The sequence below is a fragment of the Sulfitobacter sp. TCYB15 genome, from assembly GCF_040435955.1.
In the GTDB taxonomy this organism is placed as follows: Bacteria; Pseudomonadota; Alphaproteobacteria; order Rhodobacterales; family Rhodobacteraceae; genus Sulfitobacter; species Sulfitobacter pontiacus.
The window spans coordinates 2732675-2748990 of sequence record NZ_CP159193.1; the positions used below are offsets into that span (position 1 = coordinate 2732675).

The 16316-nt window shown below is 60.9% G+C and carries 19 protein-coding genes; 10 read left to right on the forward strand and 9 right to left on the reverse strand.

Annotated elements, in window-relative coordinates; genetic code table 11:
• The first annotated feature begins 78 nt into the window (after window positions 1-78).
• From ABM428_RS13150 to ABM428_RS13180, 7 genes are all read left to right on the forward strand, one after another.
• Window positions 79-1026, forward strand: coding sequence for an aspartate carbamoyltransferase catalytic subunit (locus tag ABM428_RS13150; protein ID WP_009825243.1), 948 nt, complete (start codon window positions 79-81; stop codon window positions 1024-1026).
• A complete protein-coding gene (locus ABM428_RS13155) occupies window positions 1023-1463 on the forward strand; it encodes a hypothetical protein (RefSeq protein ID WP_037944805.1) in 441 nt (146 codons plus the stop codon). Before ABM428_RS13150 ends, ABM428_RS13155 begins: the two co-directional genes overlap by 4 nt.
• The gene (locus ABM428_RS13160) at window positions 1460-1975 is read left to right on the forward strand and encodes a hypothetical protein (protein WP_037944806.1); all 516 of its coding nucleotides are present in this window, start codon (window positions 1460-1462) and stop codon (window positions 1973-1975) included. Before ABM428_RS13155 ends, ABM428_RS13160 begins: the two co-directional genes overlap by 4 nt.
• Complete coding sequence (locus ABM428_RS13165; protein ID WP_009825246.1) at window positions 1972-2508, forward strand: hypothetical protein; 537 nt, start codon at window positions 1972-1974, stop codon at window positions 2506-2508. Before ABM428_RS13160 ends, ABM428_RS13165 begins: the two co-directional genes overlap by 4 nt.
• 155 nt (window positions 2509-2663) lie before the next feature.
• The gene (gene pyrC / locus ABM428_RS13170) at window positions 2664-3944 is read left to right on the forward strand and encodes a dihydroorotase (RefSeq protein WP_132997784.1); all 1281 of its coding nucleotides are present in this window, start codon (window positions 2664-2666) and stop codon (window positions 3942-3944) included.
• 2 nt (window positions 3945-3946) lie between these two features.
• Window positions 3947-4558: a glycerol-3-phosphate 1-O-acyltransferase PlsY gene (gene plsY / locus ABM428_RS13175; RefSeq protein ID WP_005849669.1), complete on the forward strand. Its 612-nt coding sequence runs from the start codon at window positions 3947-3949 to the stop codon at window positions 4556-4558.
• A 4-nt stretch (window positions 4559-4562) separates the two neighbouring features.
• Entirely contained in the window at window positions 4563-4838 is a 276-nt protein-coding gene (locus tag ABM428_RS13180) for a hypothetical protein (protein ID WP_132997785.1), read from the forward strand.
• On the opposite strand, the gene ABM428_RS13185 is transcribed toward ABM428_RS13180, so the two are convergent.
• The 3 genes from ABM428_RS13185 to ABM428_RS13195 all read right to left on the reverse strand — a co-directional run bounded on the left by ABM428_RS13185 (window position 4832) and on the right by ABM428_RS13195 (window position 7610).
• Window positions 4832-6202 carry a glutamate--cysteine ligase gene (locus ABM428_RS13185; RefSeq protein ID WP_132997786.1) on the reverse strand — a complete coding sequence of 457 codons (1371 nt, stop codon included), beginning with the start codon at window positions 6200-6202 and terminating at the stop codon, window positions 4832-4834. The genes ABM428_RS13180 and ABM428_RS13185 overlap by 7 nt on opposite strands.
• A gap of 60 nt (window positions 6203-6262) precedes the next feature.
• The gene (locus ABM428_RS13190; protein WP_005849675.1) at window positions 6263-6790 is read right to left on the reverse strand and encodes a hypothetical protein; all 528 of its coding nucleotides are present in this window, start codon (window positions 6788-6790) and stop codon (window positions 6263-6265) included.
• A 97-nt stretch (window positions 6791-6887) separates the two neighbouring features.
• Window positions 6888-7610 (reverse strand): 16S rRNA (uracil(1498)-N(3))-methyltransferase, encoded by a 723-nt coding sequence (locus ABM428_RS13195; protein ID WP_037944814.1) that lies wholly within the window; start codon window positions 7608-7610, stop codon window positions 6888-6890.
• 12 nt (window positions 7611-7622) lie between these two features.
• On the opposite strand from ABM428_RS13195, the gene ubiA reads away from it, so the two are divergent.
• The 3 genes from ubiA (at window position 7623) to ABM428_RS13210 (ending at window position 10887) form a co-directional block, all read left to right on the forward strand.
• Window positions 7623-8597, forward strand: coding sequence for a 4-hydroxybenzoate octaprenyltransferase (gene ubiA / locus ABM428_RS13200; protein WP_132997787.1), 975 nt, complete (start codon window positions 7623-7625; stop codon window positions 8595-8597).
• A gap of 63 nt (window positions 8598-8660) precedes the next feature.
• Window positions 8661-10559 (forward strand): OmpA family protein, encoded by a 1899-nt coding sequence (locus tag ABM428_RS13205; protein WP_037944817.1) that lies wholly within the window; start codon window positions 8661-8663, stop codon window positions 10557-10559.
• Between the two features lies 1 nt (window position 10560).
• Window positions 10561-10887: a hypothetical protein gene (locus tag ABM428_RS13210; protein WP_005849689.1), complete on the forward strand. Its 327-nt coding sequence runs from the start codon at window positions 10561-10563 to the stop codon at window positions 10885-10887.
• 16 nt (window positions 10888-10903) lie between these two features.
• Here the strand turns inward: ABM428_RS13210 and ABM428_RS13215 are convergent, their stop codons facing one another.
• From ABM428_RS13215 to ABM428_RS13240, 6 genes are all read right to left on the reverse strand, one after another.
• A complete protein-coding gene (locus ABM428_RS13215) occupies window positions 10904-11347 on the reverse strand; it encodes a molybdenum cofactor biosynthesis protein MoaE (RefSeq protein ID WP_009825254.1) in 444 nt (147 codons plus the stop codon).
• Window position 11348: 1 nt separating this feature from the next.
• Complete coding sequence (gene moaD / locus ABM428_RS13220) at window positions 11349-11594, reverse strand: molybdopterin converting factor subunit 1 (protein ID WP_005849691.1); 246 nt, start codon at window positions 11592-11594, stop codon at window positions 11349-11351.
• Window positions 11594-12259 (reverse strand): CDP-diacylglycerol--glycerol-3-phosphate 3-phosphatidyltransferase, encoded by a 666-nt coding sequence (gene pgsA, locus ABM428_RS13225; protein ID WP_005849692.1) that lies wholly within the window; start codon window positions 12257-12259, stop codon window positions 11594-11596. Before pgsA ends, moaD begins: the two co-directional genes overlap by 1 nt.
• Before the next feature lie 122 nt (window positions 12260-12381).
• Window positions 12382-14247, reverse strand: coding sequence for an excinuclease ABC subunit UvrC (gene uvrC, locus ABM428_RS13230; RefSeq protein ID WP_037944819.1), 1866 nt, complete (start codon window positions 14245-14247; stop codon window positions 12382-12384).
• Between the two features lie 284 nt (window positions 14248-14531).
• Window positions 14532-15311 (reverse strand): SDR family oxidoreductase, encoded by a 780-nt coding sequence (locus ABM428_RS13235; protein ID WP_132997788.1) that lies wholly within the window; start codon window positions 15309-15311, stop codon window positions 14532-14534.
• A 12-nt stretch (window positions 15312-15323) separates the two neighbouring features.
• Window positions 15324-16277 (reverse strand): calcium/sodium antiporter, encoded by a 954-nt coding sequence (locus ABM428_RS13240; protein WP_132997815.1) that lies wholly within the window; start codon window positions 16275-16277, stop codon window positions 15324-15326.
• Between the last annotated feature and the right edge of the window lie 39 nt (window positions 16278-16316).

Sequence of the window (16316 nt, forward strand, 5' to 3'; positions counted from 1 at the left end):
CCGGATGCCCCCGCCCGACGACTTGCCCCGCCCTGCGCCGCCGCCTATAACGCCAAAAATAACGTGGGGTCCCCCGTCATGAGTTTCGCACACCGCCATCTTCTGGGCATTGAACACCTGTCCCAGGACGACATCACCACCCTGCTTGATCTGGCCGACAGCTATGCCGATCTGAACCGCCAGCCCCATAAACACAGCGACGCGCTGAGCGGGCTGACACAGATCAATATGTTCTTCGAAAACTCCACCCGGACGCAGGCGAGCTTCGAGATCGCGGGCAAGCGGTTGGGGGCGGATGTGATGAATATGGCGATGCAGGCGTCCTCGATCAAAAAGGGCGAAACCCTGATTGATACGGCGATGACCTTGAACGCCATGCACCCCGATCTGCTGGTGGTCCGCCATCCACAATCCGGTGCCGTCGATCTTCTGGCACAGAAGGTGAACTGCGCGGTGCTCAATGCGGGCGACGGGCGGCATGAGCACCCTACGCAAGCACTGCTGGACGCGCTGACGATCCGCCGCGCCAAGGGCCGCTTGCATCGCCTGTCCATCGCCATCTGCGGCGACATTGCCCATAGTCGCGTGGCACGGTCCAACATCATGCTGCTTGGCAAGATGGAGAACCGCATCCGCCTCATCGCGCCGCCGACGCTGATGCCCGCGCAAATCGGTGAATTCGGCGTCGAAGTCTTCGATGACATGGAAGAAGGGCTGAAAGACGTTGATGTTGTGATGATGCTCCGCTTGCAAAAAGAACGCATGGATGGCGGCTTTATCCCCAGCGAACGCGAGTATTATCACAGATATGGGCTGGACGCCGAAAAACTGGCCCATGCCAAGCCCGATGCCATCGTGATGCACCCCGGCCCGATGAACCGGGGGGTCGAGATCGACGGAACGCTCGCCGATGACATCAACCGCAGCGTCATTCAGGATCAGGTAGAGATGGGCGTCGCCGTGCGCATGGCCGCGATGGACCTGCTGGCGCGCAACCTTGTCGACAGCCGCAAGGCCACCGCATGACCGCAGCCCCGCCCGAAGAACAGGACCTGCTGCACTGGCGTATCTCGCCGCGGGCGTTCTTTTGGCGGTGCGTGGCGCTGGCGGTGCTGACCATGTTGTTTACGCTGCCCTTGCTCATCTGGCTGGACCCGATCACCTGGCTGCTGGCCTCGGTCCTGATTGCGGTCTTCTACATGTGGGTGTTTGAGGAATTCCAGATCTGGTACAGCAACCGCAATACCGTCTGGCGGCTGACCAACCGTGCGCTCTACATCAACTCCCCCGATACGGCAGAGCCGCTGGTCCTGCCGTTGACCGACATCCGGTCGATCGGGAAACTGTCCTTGTGGTCGATCAGTCTTGGCCTGCCTGACGGCCAGCGGATCACCTTGCCGCTGGTGCCGAACCGGGCAGAGACCAAGGCCCGCCTTGCCCAAGCGATAGAGGCGGCATCATGAGCGATCGTTTTTGGCAAGACCTGCTTGAACCCGAGGAAGAGCTGCTCTGGACGGGGCGCCCCCGCCCCAAGCTGTCGCTGCGCAATTTTCAGCTCTTCGGCCCCTTTGTCGGGGCCATTGGCACCGTGGTCGCGGGGGCATTTGTGCTGCGGGGCAACACCCTGCCCGTGTCGCAATCGGTCGTGGTGGCGGTGATCGTCGCGCTGGTGGCGCTGTCGTTGCTGCGCGGGATGAAACGTCTGACCGACCTGCGCCGCACCCGCTATGCGCTGACCAACCACCGCGCCCTGTTTTTCAAACTGACCCGCGACGGCACCCGTGCCAAAGCTTTTCCCCGCAGCGCCGAGACGAAACCCGATCTGCGCCCGACCAGCCCGCCGTCGGTTTTCTTTATCCGGCATGAACAGCTGGGCAATCCGGCACGCGCCGCGCATCTAGGATTTGAATATGTCGAAGACAGCGACAGATTAAGTGCATTGATGGTAACCCCGTACAAAGGTGCAACACGATGACACAACTCGAAATCCCCAAGGGCGAGATCGGCCAGATCCGCCTGTTTGCCGTGAACCGCCCGATTGACGAATTGGCCCGCGACCTGCGCAACGACAGTAAAGAGGCGCTGATTGCTGATCTGCTGGGCCGCCCTATGCCCGAAGGCGCGGCCGAACTGTTCCCCGTGTCCGATCTGACCGGCGTGGGTCTCGCCTCCTATCTGGGTGATGGCTATGCGGTGCCTCGTGAACAGATCAGCCGCGACCGCGCGCGGTTGGATGCGCTGGACGGCTATGTATTGCTGCTGTTCTCCTCGGCCTTTGACGGGCAGGAAGCGACGCTGGACCTTGGCCCCGAACTGACGATGATCGGCACCTATGGCGAGGCGCAGCCCGATATGTCCGTCACCCCGCTTGAGGCTGAATCCGCGCAGCCCTACACCGGTGCCGCGGATATGACCCCGAAATCCCCGCCCAAGGGCGGCGCCGGCGGTATGATCGTGCTTTTGGCGGTGATCGTGCTGATCGGTCTTATTCTATGGTGGCTGCTGTGAAAGAACCCAAACCCGATCCCAAGATGTCCGGCCGTATCGCCATGATTGCCCTGCTCGTCGCCTTTGGCGTGGCGGGCATGCTGGTGTGGATCGGGTCCTGACCTTTCTGATTGCCCCTGCGGCACCCCTGTTTTCCTAACGACGAAGGCCCCTCCATGACCCTGCATTTTATCAACGCGCAGCTGATCGACCCCGAAGCAGGCACAGTCACCCGCGGCACGCTTCGGGTCGAGGATGGCATGATCGCGGCGGTACTCGACGATACCGCACCGATCCCCGGGGATGCGCAGGTCGTGGATTGCCGTGGGAAATACCTGGCCCCCGGTATCGTCGATCTGGGCGTCAAGGTTTGTGAACCCGGAGAGCGGCACAAGGAAAGCTTCCGCTCCGCCGGGTTGGCAGCGGCTGCGGGTGGGGTCACGACAATGGTCACCCGCCCCGACACCGACCCCACCATCGACAGCCCCGAAGTGCTTGAATTCGTCACCCGCCGTGCGAACGAGGCCGCGCCGGTCAACGTCGTGCCCATGGCTGCGCTGACCAAGGGCCGCGAAGGCCGCGAGATGACAGAGATCGGGTTTCTCATGGATGCCGGTGCCGTGGGCTTTACCGATTGTGATCGCGTGGTGACGGATACCAAAGTGTTCTCCCGCGCGCTGACCTATGCCCGTAGCCTTGGCGCGCTTGTCATCGCTCACCCACAGGAACCCATCCTGAGCAAGGGGGCGGCGGTGACCTCTGGTAAATTCGCGTCGCTGCGCGGGCTGCCTGCCGTCTCGCCCATGGCGGAACGCATGGGGCTGGACCGCGACATCGCCCTGATCGAAATGACGGGTGCCCGCTATCACGCCGACCAGATCACCACCGCCCGCGCCCTGCCCGCGCTGGAGCGTGCAAAGAAGAACGGTCTGGATATCACCGCCGGGGTCGGCATCCACCACCTGACGCTGAATGCGCTGGATGTGGCCGACTATCGCACCTTCTTCAAGCTCAAGCCCCCCCTGCGCGACGAAGAGGATCGCATCGCCGTGATAGAGGCCGTGGCCTCTGGCCTGATCGATATCATTTGTTCCATGCACACCCCGCAGGACGAGGAATCCAAACGGCTCCCCTTCGAGGAAGCCGCATCGGGGGCCGTCGCATTGGAAACCCTGCTGCCCGCAGCCTTGCGACTGGTCCACTCCGAGATGATCGATATTGCCACATTGTGGCGTGCGCTGTCGTTCAACCCTGCGAAACGTCTGGGGCTGCCCGGGGGGCGGATGTCCGTCGGTGCCCCCGCCGATCTGGTGCTGTTTGATGATGGCGCGCCTTTCGTGATGAACCGCGAGGTTTTGCGGTCGAAATCGCGCAACACCCCCTTTGACGGGATGCGCATGCAAGGTAAGGTCTTGGAAACTTACGTTTCCGGCACCTGCATCTATAAGGCCTCCTGAATATGCCCCTGATCGACTCTTCCCTATTCGTGCTCCTGTTCTGGGCCGTTGCGGCCTATCTGATCGGGTCGGTCCCCTTTGGCATGGTGCTGACCCGCGCGATGAATCTGGGCGATCTGCGCAGCATCGGGTCGGGCAATATCGGTGCCACCAATGTGCTGCGCACAGGTTCCAAAAAAGCGGCGGCGCTGACGTTGATCCTGGATGGGGGCAAAGGGGCCGTTGCAGTGCTGCTGGCACGGCTCTTCGCGGGCGAGGACGCGGCCCAAATTGCCGCATTGGCCGCGATGCTGGGTCATTGCTATCCGGTCTGGCTGGGGTTCAAGGGTGGCAAGGGTGTCGCGACATTCCTTGGTGTGTTGCTGGCCCTTGCATGGCCCGTCGGCCTCGCCTGCTGTCTGGCGTGGCTGATCGCCATGGCCGTCACCCGCACCTCGTCCATCGGGGGGCTGGCATCCGCCGCGGCATCGACCTTTTTCATGATCTTCCTGGGCTACGGCAGCGCCCTGTTTCTGGGCATTCTGCTGACCCTGCTGGTGTTCTGGCGCCACCGCGAGAACATCAAACGCATCCGCGCGGGCACCGAGCCCAAAATCGGTGCCAAGAAAGACTGACCCTGTGACGGCTACCGTAGACGCGCGTTTTTTGGACGCGTTCCACGCGCTGCCCGACGGCACTCACACCGGCAGATATCAAACCCGCCGCTATGTTTGGTCAAAAAGCACCTTCAACACAGGTAAAAGCTGGAAACTGGTTGCCGAGGAATTGGGCGGCTCGGACTATATCAGCCTGAACCTCTATGCGCTTGCCAGCGGCGCACGTCTTTATCCCTGCGAAATGCCCGCGGCCAAGGTTATCGCCTTTGTCCGCGGGCTGATCATCGAGGATCAGTAAGAATAATCGGCGTAGATCCGGCTGAGGTCACCCTTCCACTTGCCGTTGTAATCCTCCAGCAGCTCGTCCGCAGGGACCTTGCCGGTCTCGATGCTTTCCTTCAGCGCGTTCAGGAAATGCGTCTCGTCCGGGACCATACCGCCCGCACCGCTGCGCGCCCGTGCTTTCAGACCTTGTTCGGACAGGGCCACGGCCTCGCGCGCGATGTCATGCATGCGCACGCCGCCCACCTTGGCCTGCAACCCGTCGACAGAGGCCGCGACCCGCAGCGCCTCGCGCGTTTCCGCGTCCCAGCCTTTAACAAGATCCCAAGCACCATCCAGCGCCTGTTGGTCATAAGTCAGCCCGACCCAAAACGCGGGCAAGGCACATAGACGACGCCACGGCCCGCCATCAGCACCGCGCATTTCGATGAATTTCTTGATCCGCGCCTCGGGGAAGGCGGTGGTCAGGTGGTCCGCCCAATCGCTCAGCGTCGGCATTTCCCCGGGCAGCGCAGGCAGCTTGCCTTTCAGAAAGTCGCGGAAAGATTGCCCCAGGGCATCGATATATTTTCCATCGCGGTAAACAAAATACATCGGCACATCGAGCGCATATTCCACCCAACGCTCAAAGCCCATGCCGTCTTCAAACACCCAGGGCAACATGCCCGTACGCGCCGCATCCAGATCACGCCACACGCGGCTGCGCCATGATTTATGGCCGTTGGGCTTGCCTTCGAAAAACGGCGAATTCGCAAACAGCGCCGTCGCGACAGGTTGCAAGGCCAGTGCCACGCGCAGCTTTTGCACCATGTCCGCCTCGGACCCGAAATCAAGGTTCACCTGCACCGTGCAGGTCCGGCGCATCATGACCCGGCCCATCGTGCCGACCTTGGTCATATATTCGTTCATCAACTCGTACCGGCCCTTGGGCATCAGATCCATCTGGTCGTGGGACCATTCCGGTGCCGCGCCCAAGCCAATGAACCCCGCGCCGATCCGGTCCGCCACATCGCGCACTTCGCGCAGATGGGTATTCACCTCGTCGCAGGTCTCGTGGATGGTTTCGACAGGCGCGCCCGACAGCTCCAACTGACCGCCCGGCTCGAGCGAGATATTGGCCCCGTCCTTGACCAACCCGATCAGCTTGCCGCCCTCTTCCACAGGATCCCAGCCATGGCCGTCGCGCAGCCCTTCCAACATGGCGCGGATCGAACAATCGCCCTCATAGGGCAAAGGCAGCAGCGTCTCTTTGTTGTAGCCGAATTTCTCGTGCTCGGTGCCAATGCGCCAATCTTCCTTGGGCTTGCACCCGTCCGCGAGGTAGTTGACCAGCTGGTCGTAACTTTCGATCGGGCCGCCGCCGGATTGAGGGATAGACATGTGGGGTGGCTCCGAGTTCAATTTCTGTGGTCTAAGGGATGGTGCGATTTGGACGGGGTGTCAATGCAACAGGGTCGAGGCCGGCCGCATCGAACGCCGCTCCCAAATCACGACGGACAGGGTCTTGTCATCGGCCAATTCGGCCAACATTCTTTCGGTACGCAGCCCCGGAAGTGCGGCAAAAGCGTCAAAAAGCGCGTCCGCCCCCGCGGCATCCACGGGGATCATCACGGGATTTTGTCCAGGCTGTTCCAGTTTCCAATGCGCCGGATAGGCCCCGCGCTCAAGGCTCAGACGCTCCATCTCCCGTAGGGCGATGACGCCGCCAGTCAGGGGACCGAAATAGGCGATCTGCCCCTCATCCACCTGCACCGCTCCGGCCCCGAGTCCGGTCTTGCGAAACCGCACACGCTGTCCTCCAATCCAGACAAAGATCACCCCCGCAAGGATCAGCGCATAGCCCGGTATCGCCAACAGCAACCCCGGCCCCGCCACCAGCCAAAGCCCGATCAAAGCGACCGCGATTCCGCCCAGAACCTCGCGCCAACGCCACAGTTCAGCCTTCGCCTCAGGTCGCAGAAAACTCATCGTGCTCTCCTAGTGCAGGTTTCATTTTGCCAGATAAACTCCACGGGGGCGTGGGGGTGTGAAACCCCCACTCCGACGCGCGTGCCAGAAACCCCGTTCACGCCCAATCTCCCAATGTCTTTTGCCACAGGGTCATGGCCGCCACTGCCGCCGTATCCGCACGCAAGATGCGCGGCCCCAAGGCGACGGGGCGCGACCAGTCCAACCCGCGCAAACGCACGCGCTCACTGTCGGAAAACCCGCCCTCCGGTCCAATCAGGATGGCCCAAGGACCGGGCCGCGCGGACGCGAGCCCCTCTTCCTCGCCCGCCAGCGCCTCGTCGCAGAACATCAAGGACCGCTCGGGCTCCCAACGATCGATCAGACGGTCCAGCCGGACCATATCGGCCACCTCTGGAACGAAAGTCCCGCCGCATTGCTCCGCTGCCTCGACCGCGTGGGCTTGCAGACGATCGCGCTGCACGCGGCCGGCGTTGGTAAATTCACTTTGCACCGGCACAATGCGCCGCGCCCCCATTTCGGCAGCTTTCTCGACAATGAAATCCGTGCGCGCCTTTTTGATCGGCGCAAAGATCAGCCACAGGTCGGGCGGCATTTGCAGCGCTTTCGTCTGCTCGGCACAGACCAGCACACCGCCGCGTTTACCCGCCTCGGCGACCTCGGCGCGCCATTCGCCATCAATGCCATTAAACAAAAGAACCGACGCGCCCACCGATTGGCGCATCACGCCAAAGAGATAATGCGCCTGCGCCTTATCCAAAGGAACGGATTGCCCCTGCCCCAACGGATGATCTACATAAAGTCTGATTTTCGCGTTCATGGGCACAGATATATGTACGACACCTCGCCGACACCAGATGGCAATGATGCGACACGCGTGGTCGATGCCCCTGCGGACAATTGGGTCGACCGTTTTGCGCCGCGTTTCACCCGCCCCTACCTGCGGCTCAGCCGAGCCGACCGCCCTATTGGCACCTGGCTTTTGCTGCTGCCCTGCTGGTGGGGGCTGACACTGGCGATGCTGTTTGACCAGCAACCGCGCTGGTTCGACCTGTGGATCTTCATCGGCTGCGGTGCCGGTGCCTGGCTGATGCGCGGCGCGGGGTGCACGTGGAACGACATCACCGACCGGCATATCGATGGCAAGGTCGCCCGTACGCGGTCACGCCCCATCCCCTCGGGTCAGGTCAGCGTCAAAGGCGCGCTGGCATGGATGATCGCCCAGATGCTGATCGCGCTTGGCATTTTGCTGACCTTCAACGGGGCTGCCATTGCCCTTGGTGTACTGGCCCTGCTGCCTGTCGCCGTTTACCCTTTTGCCAAACGTTTCACGTGGTGGCCGCAGGTTTTCCTTGGCATCGCATTTAACTGGGGCGCGCTGCTGGCCTGGACCGCCCATACCGGCAGCCTCGGCGCGCCTGCGGTGGTGCTCTATGCTGCTGGCATCGCGTGGACGCTTTTTTATGACACGATCTATGCCCATCAGGACAAGGAAGATGACGCCCTGATCGGGGTCAAATCCACAGCCCGCCTGTTCGGAGACAATACCGGCCATTGGCTGCGGCGCTTCCTGATCGCCACCGTGGGCCTGATGGGGCTGGCGGTGATCTTTGCCCTGCGCGATTCCGCATCCTTTCTGGCGATGGTCATCGCCCTTGGCGGTCCTTGGGCAATGGGGTGGCATATGGCGTGGCAGCTGCGTGGTATCGACATCAACGACAACGACAAGCTTTTGCGCCTGTTTCGTGTGAACCGCGATACCGGCATGATCCCGCTGGTGTTTTTTGCCGCAGCCCTGCTGGCGTGATTGCACCCCTGTCCCCTCGGGCGTATCAAAGGCTCCAACGTTAACGGTTTCAGAAACGAGCTTATGCGCCTATCTGCACTCCTGATCATCGCGATGACCTTTACCGCTGCTGCGACCGTCTCATTGGTGGCTGCGAACTTTTCGGTAACCCTGATCGAGGAAAACTCCGAAATCGGCGTGCGTGATGCGCTTGATGCAAAAGAGATGACATGGGCCGAAGTGCAGGCAGACGGGTTGCAGGTCACCCTGTCGGGCACCGCGCCGGACGAAGTCGCGCGGTTCAATGCGCTAAGCACCGCAGGCACCATCGTCGATGCTGCCCGCGTGATTGACCAGATGGATGTGACCGCGCAGGCCGCAATCGCCGCGCCGAAATTCTCGGTCGAGATTTTGCGCAATGATTCCGGCGTCTCGATCATCGGGCTGATTCCCACGACCACCGACCGCGATGCGGCCATCGACCGTTTCCAATCCATCGCCGGTCAAGATCATGTCGCGGACCTACTGGAATCAGCGAATTACCCTGCCCCCGACGGATGGGAAGACGCCTTTGGTTTCGCCATTTCCGCGATGGAGAAACTGCCCCGTGCCAAAGTCTCTGCCGAAGCGGGGCGTGTGGCGATCACGGCCATTTCCGACAGCGCAGAAGCCAAGGCACGGCTGGAAAACCAGCTGAAACGTGCGGCCCCTCCCGGGCTGGTGGTGACACTGGAGATCGCCGCGCCGCGCCCGGTGATCACGCCCTTTACCCTGCGCTTCCAGATCGAGGAAGACAGCACCGGCTTTGACGCCTGCAGCGCGGATACCGAACAGGCCAGCGCCCGGATCCTCAAGGCGGCCGTTGCGGCTGGCGCACCGGGGTCGGCACGCTGCACGGTGGGTCTTGGCGTGCCAAGCCCGCGGTGGTCGGAAGCCGTGGAGAAAGCCATCGGCGCGTTGTCCAAGATCGGTGGCGGCTCCGTCAGCTTTGCCGATGCCGATATCAGCCTGATCGCCGCCGAAGGCACCGAACGCGCCGTCTTTGACCGCGTCGTCGGAGAGCTGGAAAACGCCCTGCCTGACGTCTTTGCTTTGAATGCCCGCCTGCCCCAAACTGTCGACCCTGACGCCGGCCCGCCCGAATTTGTCGCCACGCTCTCGCCCGAAGGTCAGGTGCAGCTGCGCGGCCGTCTGACAGACGACGCGCTGCGCGAATTGGCCGATAGCTACGCCAAGGCGAGCTTTGGCTCGGACAAGGTCTATACCGCCGCGCGGATTGTCGATGATCTGCCCGCCGATTGGCCGACGCGTGTGTTGTCGGCGCTCGACGCGCTGTCCAAGCTCGCCAACGGGACGGTCATCGTGACCCCCGATAGCGTCAGCGTCGCGGGCAACACCGGTAACCCCGATGCCAGCACGCAGATCGCAACCTTGTTGGCAGGCAAACTGGGCGAAGGCAAAGACTATGAGGTCAAAGTCGCCTATCAAGAAAAGCTCGACCCCGTTCTGGGCCTGCCCACCCCGCAGGAATGCGAAGCCGAGATCGGCAAAGTTGTGGCCAAGGGCAAGATCAACTTCGAACCCGGCAGCGCCACCATTGACGCCTCGGCGCTTGGTACGATGGATCAAATTGCCGAAATCCTGCAAGACTGCCGCGACATAGCACTTGAGGTACAGGGCTATACTGACAGCCAAGGCCGCGAGGAAATGAACCTCGCGCTCAGCCAGTCGCGGGCCCAATCGGTGCTGAACGAACTGCGCGCCCGCCGCGTAATCACCGGCTCCTTCGTGGCCAAGGGCTATGGCGAAGAATCGCCCGTTGCCTCCAACGACACCGAAGAAGGCCGCGAGGCGAACCGCCGGATCGAATTTAAGCTGATCAATGAAGGCCCGTCGGAAGATTCTGACGAAACAGCGCTGGAAAATGGCGCGGATACAGGCGATACAGACACACCATCCGACCAGACCCAAGAAGGCAACTAACATGAGCAGAACCGAATTTGTCATCGCGACAGCGATTATCCTATTCGTCGCCTTCTGCCTTGGATGGTTTGCCAACTGGCTGCTGCACCGCTTTACCCGCGTGGCGGCCGACGATGTCGCCCAGCTTGACCGGATGAGCCAGGAATTGCACGAAGCGGAAGAAACCCGCGATCAGGCGATCACCTATCTGCAACAGCGCGAGGCAGAGCTGACGAACCAGCTCAACCAGACCGAGGCAGAGCTGCGCGCGGCGATGGACGGGTTGCGCGATGCACGTCACGAAGCCGAAGAAATGCGCGCCTATATCGATCGTCAACAGGCCAGCTGAAAGACCGAGGTGCCGCTTACCAGCGGGCCAGCGCGTCTTCGTCTTCTGCCTTTGATGCAACCCAATCCGCCCCTTTGGCAGTGATCTCGCGCTTCCAGAAGGGTGCGCGCGACTTCAGGTAATCCATCAGGAATTCAGCCGCTTCAAACGCATCCTTGCGGTGGCGCGCAGCGGTGGCGACCATCATGATCATCTCGCCCGGCAGCAGTCGGCCAAAGCGGTGAATGACCAGCGCATCCCCCAGCGAAAACCGCGCCATCGCGGTTTCAGCCATCTCGGTCAGGGCAGATTCGGTCATGCCGGGGTAGTGTTCAATCTCCATCGCCTGCAACGGATCATCGGGCAGATCGCGCACGATGCCGGTGAAGGTCACAATGGCTCCCATATCCCGATGGCCGGCAGCAAAATCCTGGCTTTCCTGCCCCAGATCAAAACCCGCTTCCTGAACCGAGATCTTCATCTCAACCCCCTGTCATCGGCGGGAAAAACGCCACTTCGCGCACCCCTTCCAACGAGGCATCGAAATCGGCAAGTTCCTGATCCACGGCGACACGCAGGCCGGACAGATCGGAAAAGGCGACAGCATAGCGTTCTTCGCGTGCGCGCAGTTCCTCTACAAGGTCCAGAACAGTGCGCGCCGACGTCTCGACCTTCTCACGAGGAAGCCCGATACGTTCGCGAACCCATGCAAAATACAAGATATTCATCAGCGTGGCTCCACCAGATGGGGCATGGATTTGCGCAGATAATCATAGCCGGTGATCGCCGTCAGCGCCGCCGCAATCCAAAGCAGCACCAACCCGATCCGGCCGGCCCAGATCATCCCGTGGAACTTCCAGGTGAGCCCTAGAACGTCCTCTTCCTCACCAGAGAGTATGGCACCGACCAAGGCGTTATCCATGCCGAAAATCGACATGCCAAAGTAGTGTTCAAACAGCCCCTGCCCGAACAGCACGGCAATCGCGACCATCTGCGCGGTTGTCTTCCACTTGGCCAGCGCCGTGACCTTCAAGGTGCCGGACACATCCCCCAGAAACTCCCGCAGGCCCGAAACAAAGACTTCGCGAAACAGGATGACGGTGGCAGGGAGCACCAGCCATGGCGACCAGCTTGAAAACGCGACGATCACCATCAGCGCAATCACCACCATCGCCTTGTCGGCAATCGGGTCCAGCATGGTCCCCAGCTTGGTTTCCTGCCCCCATGCGCGCGCAAGATAGCCGTCAAACCAATCGGTGACCGCTGCGGCGATGAACAGGAACATCGCCAAAGCGTCCGCATAGGGACGCGTAAAATACAAGAACATCACAGCCACACCCGGGGCCGCGACAAGACGCAAGAGCGTCAGGATATTGGGGATATTCCACTTCATAGCGTTACCCTACAGTGGCAAGACGACAGGGGAAAGTGCCAAGACATCGCCTTCATTTTGCAAAATAAACTCCCCGCGGAGCGTCCTGCCCCCACCACGTGCCCGAAGGCTGAAATTTTGGGCTATCCGCGTTCATGGAAAAACGCATAAATCCGTTCGGCCAAAGCAACCGACACCCCGTCGACCGCCTTCAAGTCGCTCAAGTTCGCGCGACCAACGGCCTTGGCTGACCCGAAATGGGCCAACAGCGCGCGCTTGCGGGCGGCCCCGACGCCGGGCACGTCATCAAGGGGCGTCGCCCCCACGGCCTTGGCACGTTTGGCGCGGTGGGTGCCGATGGCGAAACGGTGGGCTTCGTCGCGCAAACGCTGGATGAAATACAAAACCGGATCATTATGCCGCAAGGCCATCGGGCGCTTGCCAACGCGGTAAAACTCCTCTTTGCCCGCATCACGATCCACACCTTTGGCCACGCCGACCATCGGAATATCCTCGACCCCGTATTCGCGCATGATGGACGCCACTGCGCTGACCTGCCCTGCACCACCGTCGATCAACAGCAGGTCAGGCCACATGCCAAGCTTGCGGTCCGGGTCTTCCTTGAGCAACCGTTTGAAACGGCGGGTCAGCACCTCTTTCATCATGCCAAAGTCATCCCCCGGCGTCAGGTCATCGCCGCGAATGTTGAACTTGCGGTACTGGTTTTTCATCATCCCGTCGGGGCCGGCGACAATCATACCGCCAACCGCGTTCGTCCCCTGGATGTGGGAGTTATCGTAGACCTCGATCCGTTGCGGCGGCGCAGGCAGATCAAAGGCGTCAGCGATACCTTTAAGAAGGTTCGTCTGGGTCGCTGTCTCTGCCAGTTTACGCGCCAGAGATTCGCGCGCGTTGCGCAGCGCCCCATCGACCAGCTCTGCTTTTTCGCCACGTTTGGGGACCACGATGTCAACTTTACGCCCCAGCTTCCCCGACAGCGCCTCGACCATCAGATCGGGGCTTTCGATGTCGTTCGACAGGATCAGCTGACGCGGTGGTTCGCGGGTGTCATAGAACTGACCAATAAAAGCCTCCAGCACCTCGGCGGCATCCACATCGGGGCCCACACGGGGATAGTAGTCGCGGTTCCCCCAGTTCTGGTTGGCGCGGATAAAGAAGACCTGCACGCAAGCCTGCCCCTGATCCAGGTGCAGCGCGATAATATCCGCTTCCGCAACGCCTTGCGGGTTGATCCCCTGTGCCGTTTGTACCTGCGTCAGCGCCTTGATCCGGTCGCGCAGGGCGGCGGCGCGTTCAAACTCCATCGCCTCTGACGCCTCGGCCATCTCGGTCGCCAGCCTGCCCTGAATATCGGTGGACTTACCGTTGAGGAATTTCTCTGCGTCCTGCACCGTCTTGCGATATTCCTCGGGCGAGATCTTACCCACACAGGGGGCAGAGCAGCGCTTGATCTGATGCTGCAAACAGGGGCGCGAGCGGCTTTCGAACATCGCGTCAGAGCAATCGCGTAGCAGGAACACCCGTTGCAGCTGGTTCAGCGTACGGTTCACCGCACCGGCGCTGGCGAAGGGCCCGTAGTAATTGCCCTTTTCCTTTTTGGCCCCACGGTGCTTTTTGATCTGCGGATAATCATGCGTGGCCGTTACCAGAATATTGGGAAAGCTCTTGTCATCGCGCAGCAGCACGTTGAATTTCGGCTTGAGCTGTTTGATCAGGTTCTGTTCAAGCAGCAACGCCTCGGTCTCTGTTTTCGTGGTCAGAAACATCATCGACGCGGTGTTTGATATCATCCGCGCGATCCGGCCCGAATGACCTGACGGCCGCGCGTAGTTGCTTACCCGCGCCCGCAGATTCCGCGCCTTGCCCACGTAAAGGACACGGCTTTCCGAATCGAGCATCCGGTACACACCAGGAGAGCCATCAATCGTTTTCAGGTACGATTGAATCACCTCATGGCCGGTTTTGGGTTTTTCGTTAGCGTCTGACATTGATTCGAGCGTTCGGACCTTTTGGCTGCAACAGTGTTAGCGGTAGGACAAGATTAAACATACCCACGACTCTTGTGGATAACCTTGCAGATAACTTTCAAACAGCGCGGATTTTCCCATGTATTAATGGGGCTTCCGGTGTTTGCCTAATTTTTAGGCATATGTGCAAGCCATTGATTTTAGACGTTATTTTTATTAACACTTTCCAACCCACTGAAAACACGCCCCTTTTTGTAACGGTTTTGTTACCAATGTGACCGCGGTGCACAACTTGCGTGGAAAGCCTATTCTAGGCCTTGCGCGTCGGGGGTTTTCCAGCCTAGGTGCTGCCCCCCGTCCGTGCAGATCAACTGCCCCGTGACCGACGGCGCATCAAGGAAATAGCCCAATGCAGCAGTAATATCGCGGGGATTCGCCCCCCGTTCGAGAATCACCTTGGACCGCTGCCGCGCAAAGTGTTCGTCGGTCTGCTTGGCCCCCTTCAGGGTCGGCCCCGGACCGATTGCATTGACCCGTATCGCCGGTGCCAGTGCTTGGGAAGATGTCTGGGTCAGCGCCCACAACCCCATTTTTCCGATGGTATATGTCATGAACTCCGGCGTGAGCTTGCGCACACGCTGGTCCAGCATATTGATGATCAGCCCCACGGCGACGGGCTCGTCCTGCGCGTCAGTCTCCGGAGCCAAGCCTTGCGCGGCCATGGCCTGCGTCAGAATGAAAGGTGCCCGCAGGTTGCTGCCGATATGGCGGTGCCAGCTTTCCTCTGTCGCGGTAGAAATGTTGTCGTATTCAAAAATCGACGCGTTGTTCACAAGGCAGGTGATCGGCCCGCCAAGCGCCCCTGCCGCGCGTGGCAGCAGATCATGCGTTGCGGTCTCGTCCAGCAGATCGGCTTGCAGGGCGACAGCCTGCCGCCCCTTTGCCTTCAACTCGGACACAACCTCGTCGGCACCGTCGGACGAGCTGTTGTAATGCACCGCAACGTCATACCCGCGATCCCCGAGATATAGCGCCATGGCACGCCCCAAGCGGGCTCCGGCTCCGGTTACCAACGCGTGTTTCATACCGCACCTCTTTTAGATCAGAACAGCCGCCATATAGCCCGCATAGACAGCACATAGAACGATGCCCCAGATACGGTTGATGTCACGCCCCAGATACACAAAGGGGATCAACAGCAGCGACGCCCCCAGCATGACCCACAGATCGAACCGCAGGAATTCCGGATCAACACGGATCGGCCCTACAAGGCTCGCGATACCGATAATGCCCAGCAGGTTGAATAGGTTGGACCCGATCACATTACCTAAGGCGACATCAGCCTGACGACGCAGCGCAGCCATGACAGTCGTAGCGAGTTCGGGCATCGAGGTTCCGATTGCCACCAGCGTCAGCCCGATGACCGTGTCGCTAACCCCGTAGGCGCGCGCGATCATGGACGCATTATCCACCAGCAGCCCCGCCCCGAGGGGCAAACCCACCAACCCGAGCACAAGGAATACCGCAATGCGCCAGCCCGGCATATCGGGATCGGCCCCTTCGGGCTCTTCCAGGTCCGCGGCGGCAGCGTTTTTACATTCGCGGCGATGCTCTTTGCCGTCGCGGTACATGTCGTACAGCACATAGGCCAAGGCCCCCAGCAACACGAAACCCGCCCAGAAATCGAAAACGCCACGATACGCCAGCCCGATGAACAAAACCGAAGCGGCAATCATCATGTTGAACGTCTTGCGCGTGCTACACTCTGACGTGTGCATCGTCGCCAGCAAGGCGGGCACCCCGAGCACCAGCAGGATGTTGGCGGTGTTCGACCCCACGACATTGCCCAATGCGATCCCCGGTGAATCGTCCAGCACCGCCTTGATCGACACCAGCAATTCGGGCGCAGACGTCCCGAACGCCACAATCGTCAGGCTGACGATCAAAGCGGGCACGCCGAGGCGCAAGGACAGGTTGACCGCCCCCTTAACCAACGCATCCCCGGCCAGCAACAAAATTACCAGCCCCAAAACACTTAGAACCCAAGGCATAATCATCCGCGTTTACCCCCGCATCCGCAGGGAGATTTC

Coding starts and splice junctions, on each gene's coding strand:
- ABM428_RS13150 (WP_009825243.1), top strand. CDS start 79: ATGAGTTTCGCACACCGCCATCTTCTGGGCATTGAACACCTGTCCCAG.
- ABM428_RS13155 (WP_037944805.1), top strand. CDS start 1,023: ATGACCGCAGCCCCGCCCGAAGAACAGGACCTGCTGCACTGGCGTATC.
- ABM428_RS13160 (WP_037944806.1), top strand. CDS start 1,460: ATGAGCGATCGTTTTTGGCAAGACCTGCTTGAACCCGAGGAAGAGCTG.
- ABM428_RS13165 (WP_009825246.1), top strand. CDS start 1,972: ATGACACAACTCGAAATCCCCAAGGGCGAGATCGGCCAGATCCGCCTG.
- pyrC (WP_132997784.1), top strand. CDS start 2,664: ATGACCCTGCATTTTATCAACGCGCAGCTGATCGACCCCGAAGCAGGC.
- plsY (WP_005849669.1), top strand. CDS start 3,947: ATGCCCCTGATCGACTCTTCCCTATTCGTGCTCCTGTTCTGGGCCGTT.
- ABM428_RS13185 (WP_132997786.1), bottom strand. CDS start 6,202: ATGTCTATCCCTCAATCCGGCGGCGGCCCGATCGAAAGTTACGACCAG.
- ABM428_RS13190 (WP_005849675.1), bottom strand. CDS start 6,790: ATGAGTTTTCTGCGACCTGAGGCGAAGGCTGAACTGTGGCGTTGGCGC.
- ABM428_RS13195 (WP_037944814.1), bottom strand. CDS start 7,610: ATGAACGCGAAAATCAGACTTTATGTAGATCATCCGTTGGGGCAGGGG.
- ubiA (WP_132997787.1), top strand. CDS start 7,623: ATGTACGACACCTCGCCGACACCAGATGGCAATGATGCGACACGCGTG.
- ABM428_RS13205 (WP_037944817.1), top strand. CDS start 8,661: ATGCGCCTATCTGCACTCCTGATCATCGCGATGACCTTTACCGCTGCT.
- ABM428_RS13210 (WP_005849689.1), top strand. CDS start 10,561: ATGAGCAGAACCGAATTTGTCATCGCGACAGCGATTATCCTATTCGTC.
- ABM428_RS13215 (WP_009825254.1), bottom strand. CDS start 11,347: ATGAAGATCTCGGTTCAGGAAGCGGGTTTTGATCTGGGGCAGGAAAGC.
- moaD (WP_005849691.1), bottom strand. CDS start 11,594: ATGAATATCTTGTATTTTGCATGGGTTCGCGAACGTATCGGGCTTCCT.
- pgsA (WP_005849692.1), bottom strand. CDS start 12,259: ATGAAGTGGAATATCCCCAATATCCTGACGCTCTTGCGTCTTGTCGCG.
- uvrC (WP_037944819.1), bottom strand. CDS start 14,247: ATGTCAGACGCTAACGAAAAACCCAAAACCGGCCATGAGGTGATTCAA.
- ABM428_RS13235 (WP_132997788.1), bottom strand. CDS start 15,311: ATGAAACACGCGTTGGTAACCGGAGCCGGAGCCCGCTTGGGGCGTGCC.
- ABM428_RS13240 (WP_132997815.1), bottom strand. CDS start 16,277: ATGCCTTGGGTTCTAAGTGTTTTGGGGCTGGTAATTTTGTTGCTGGCC.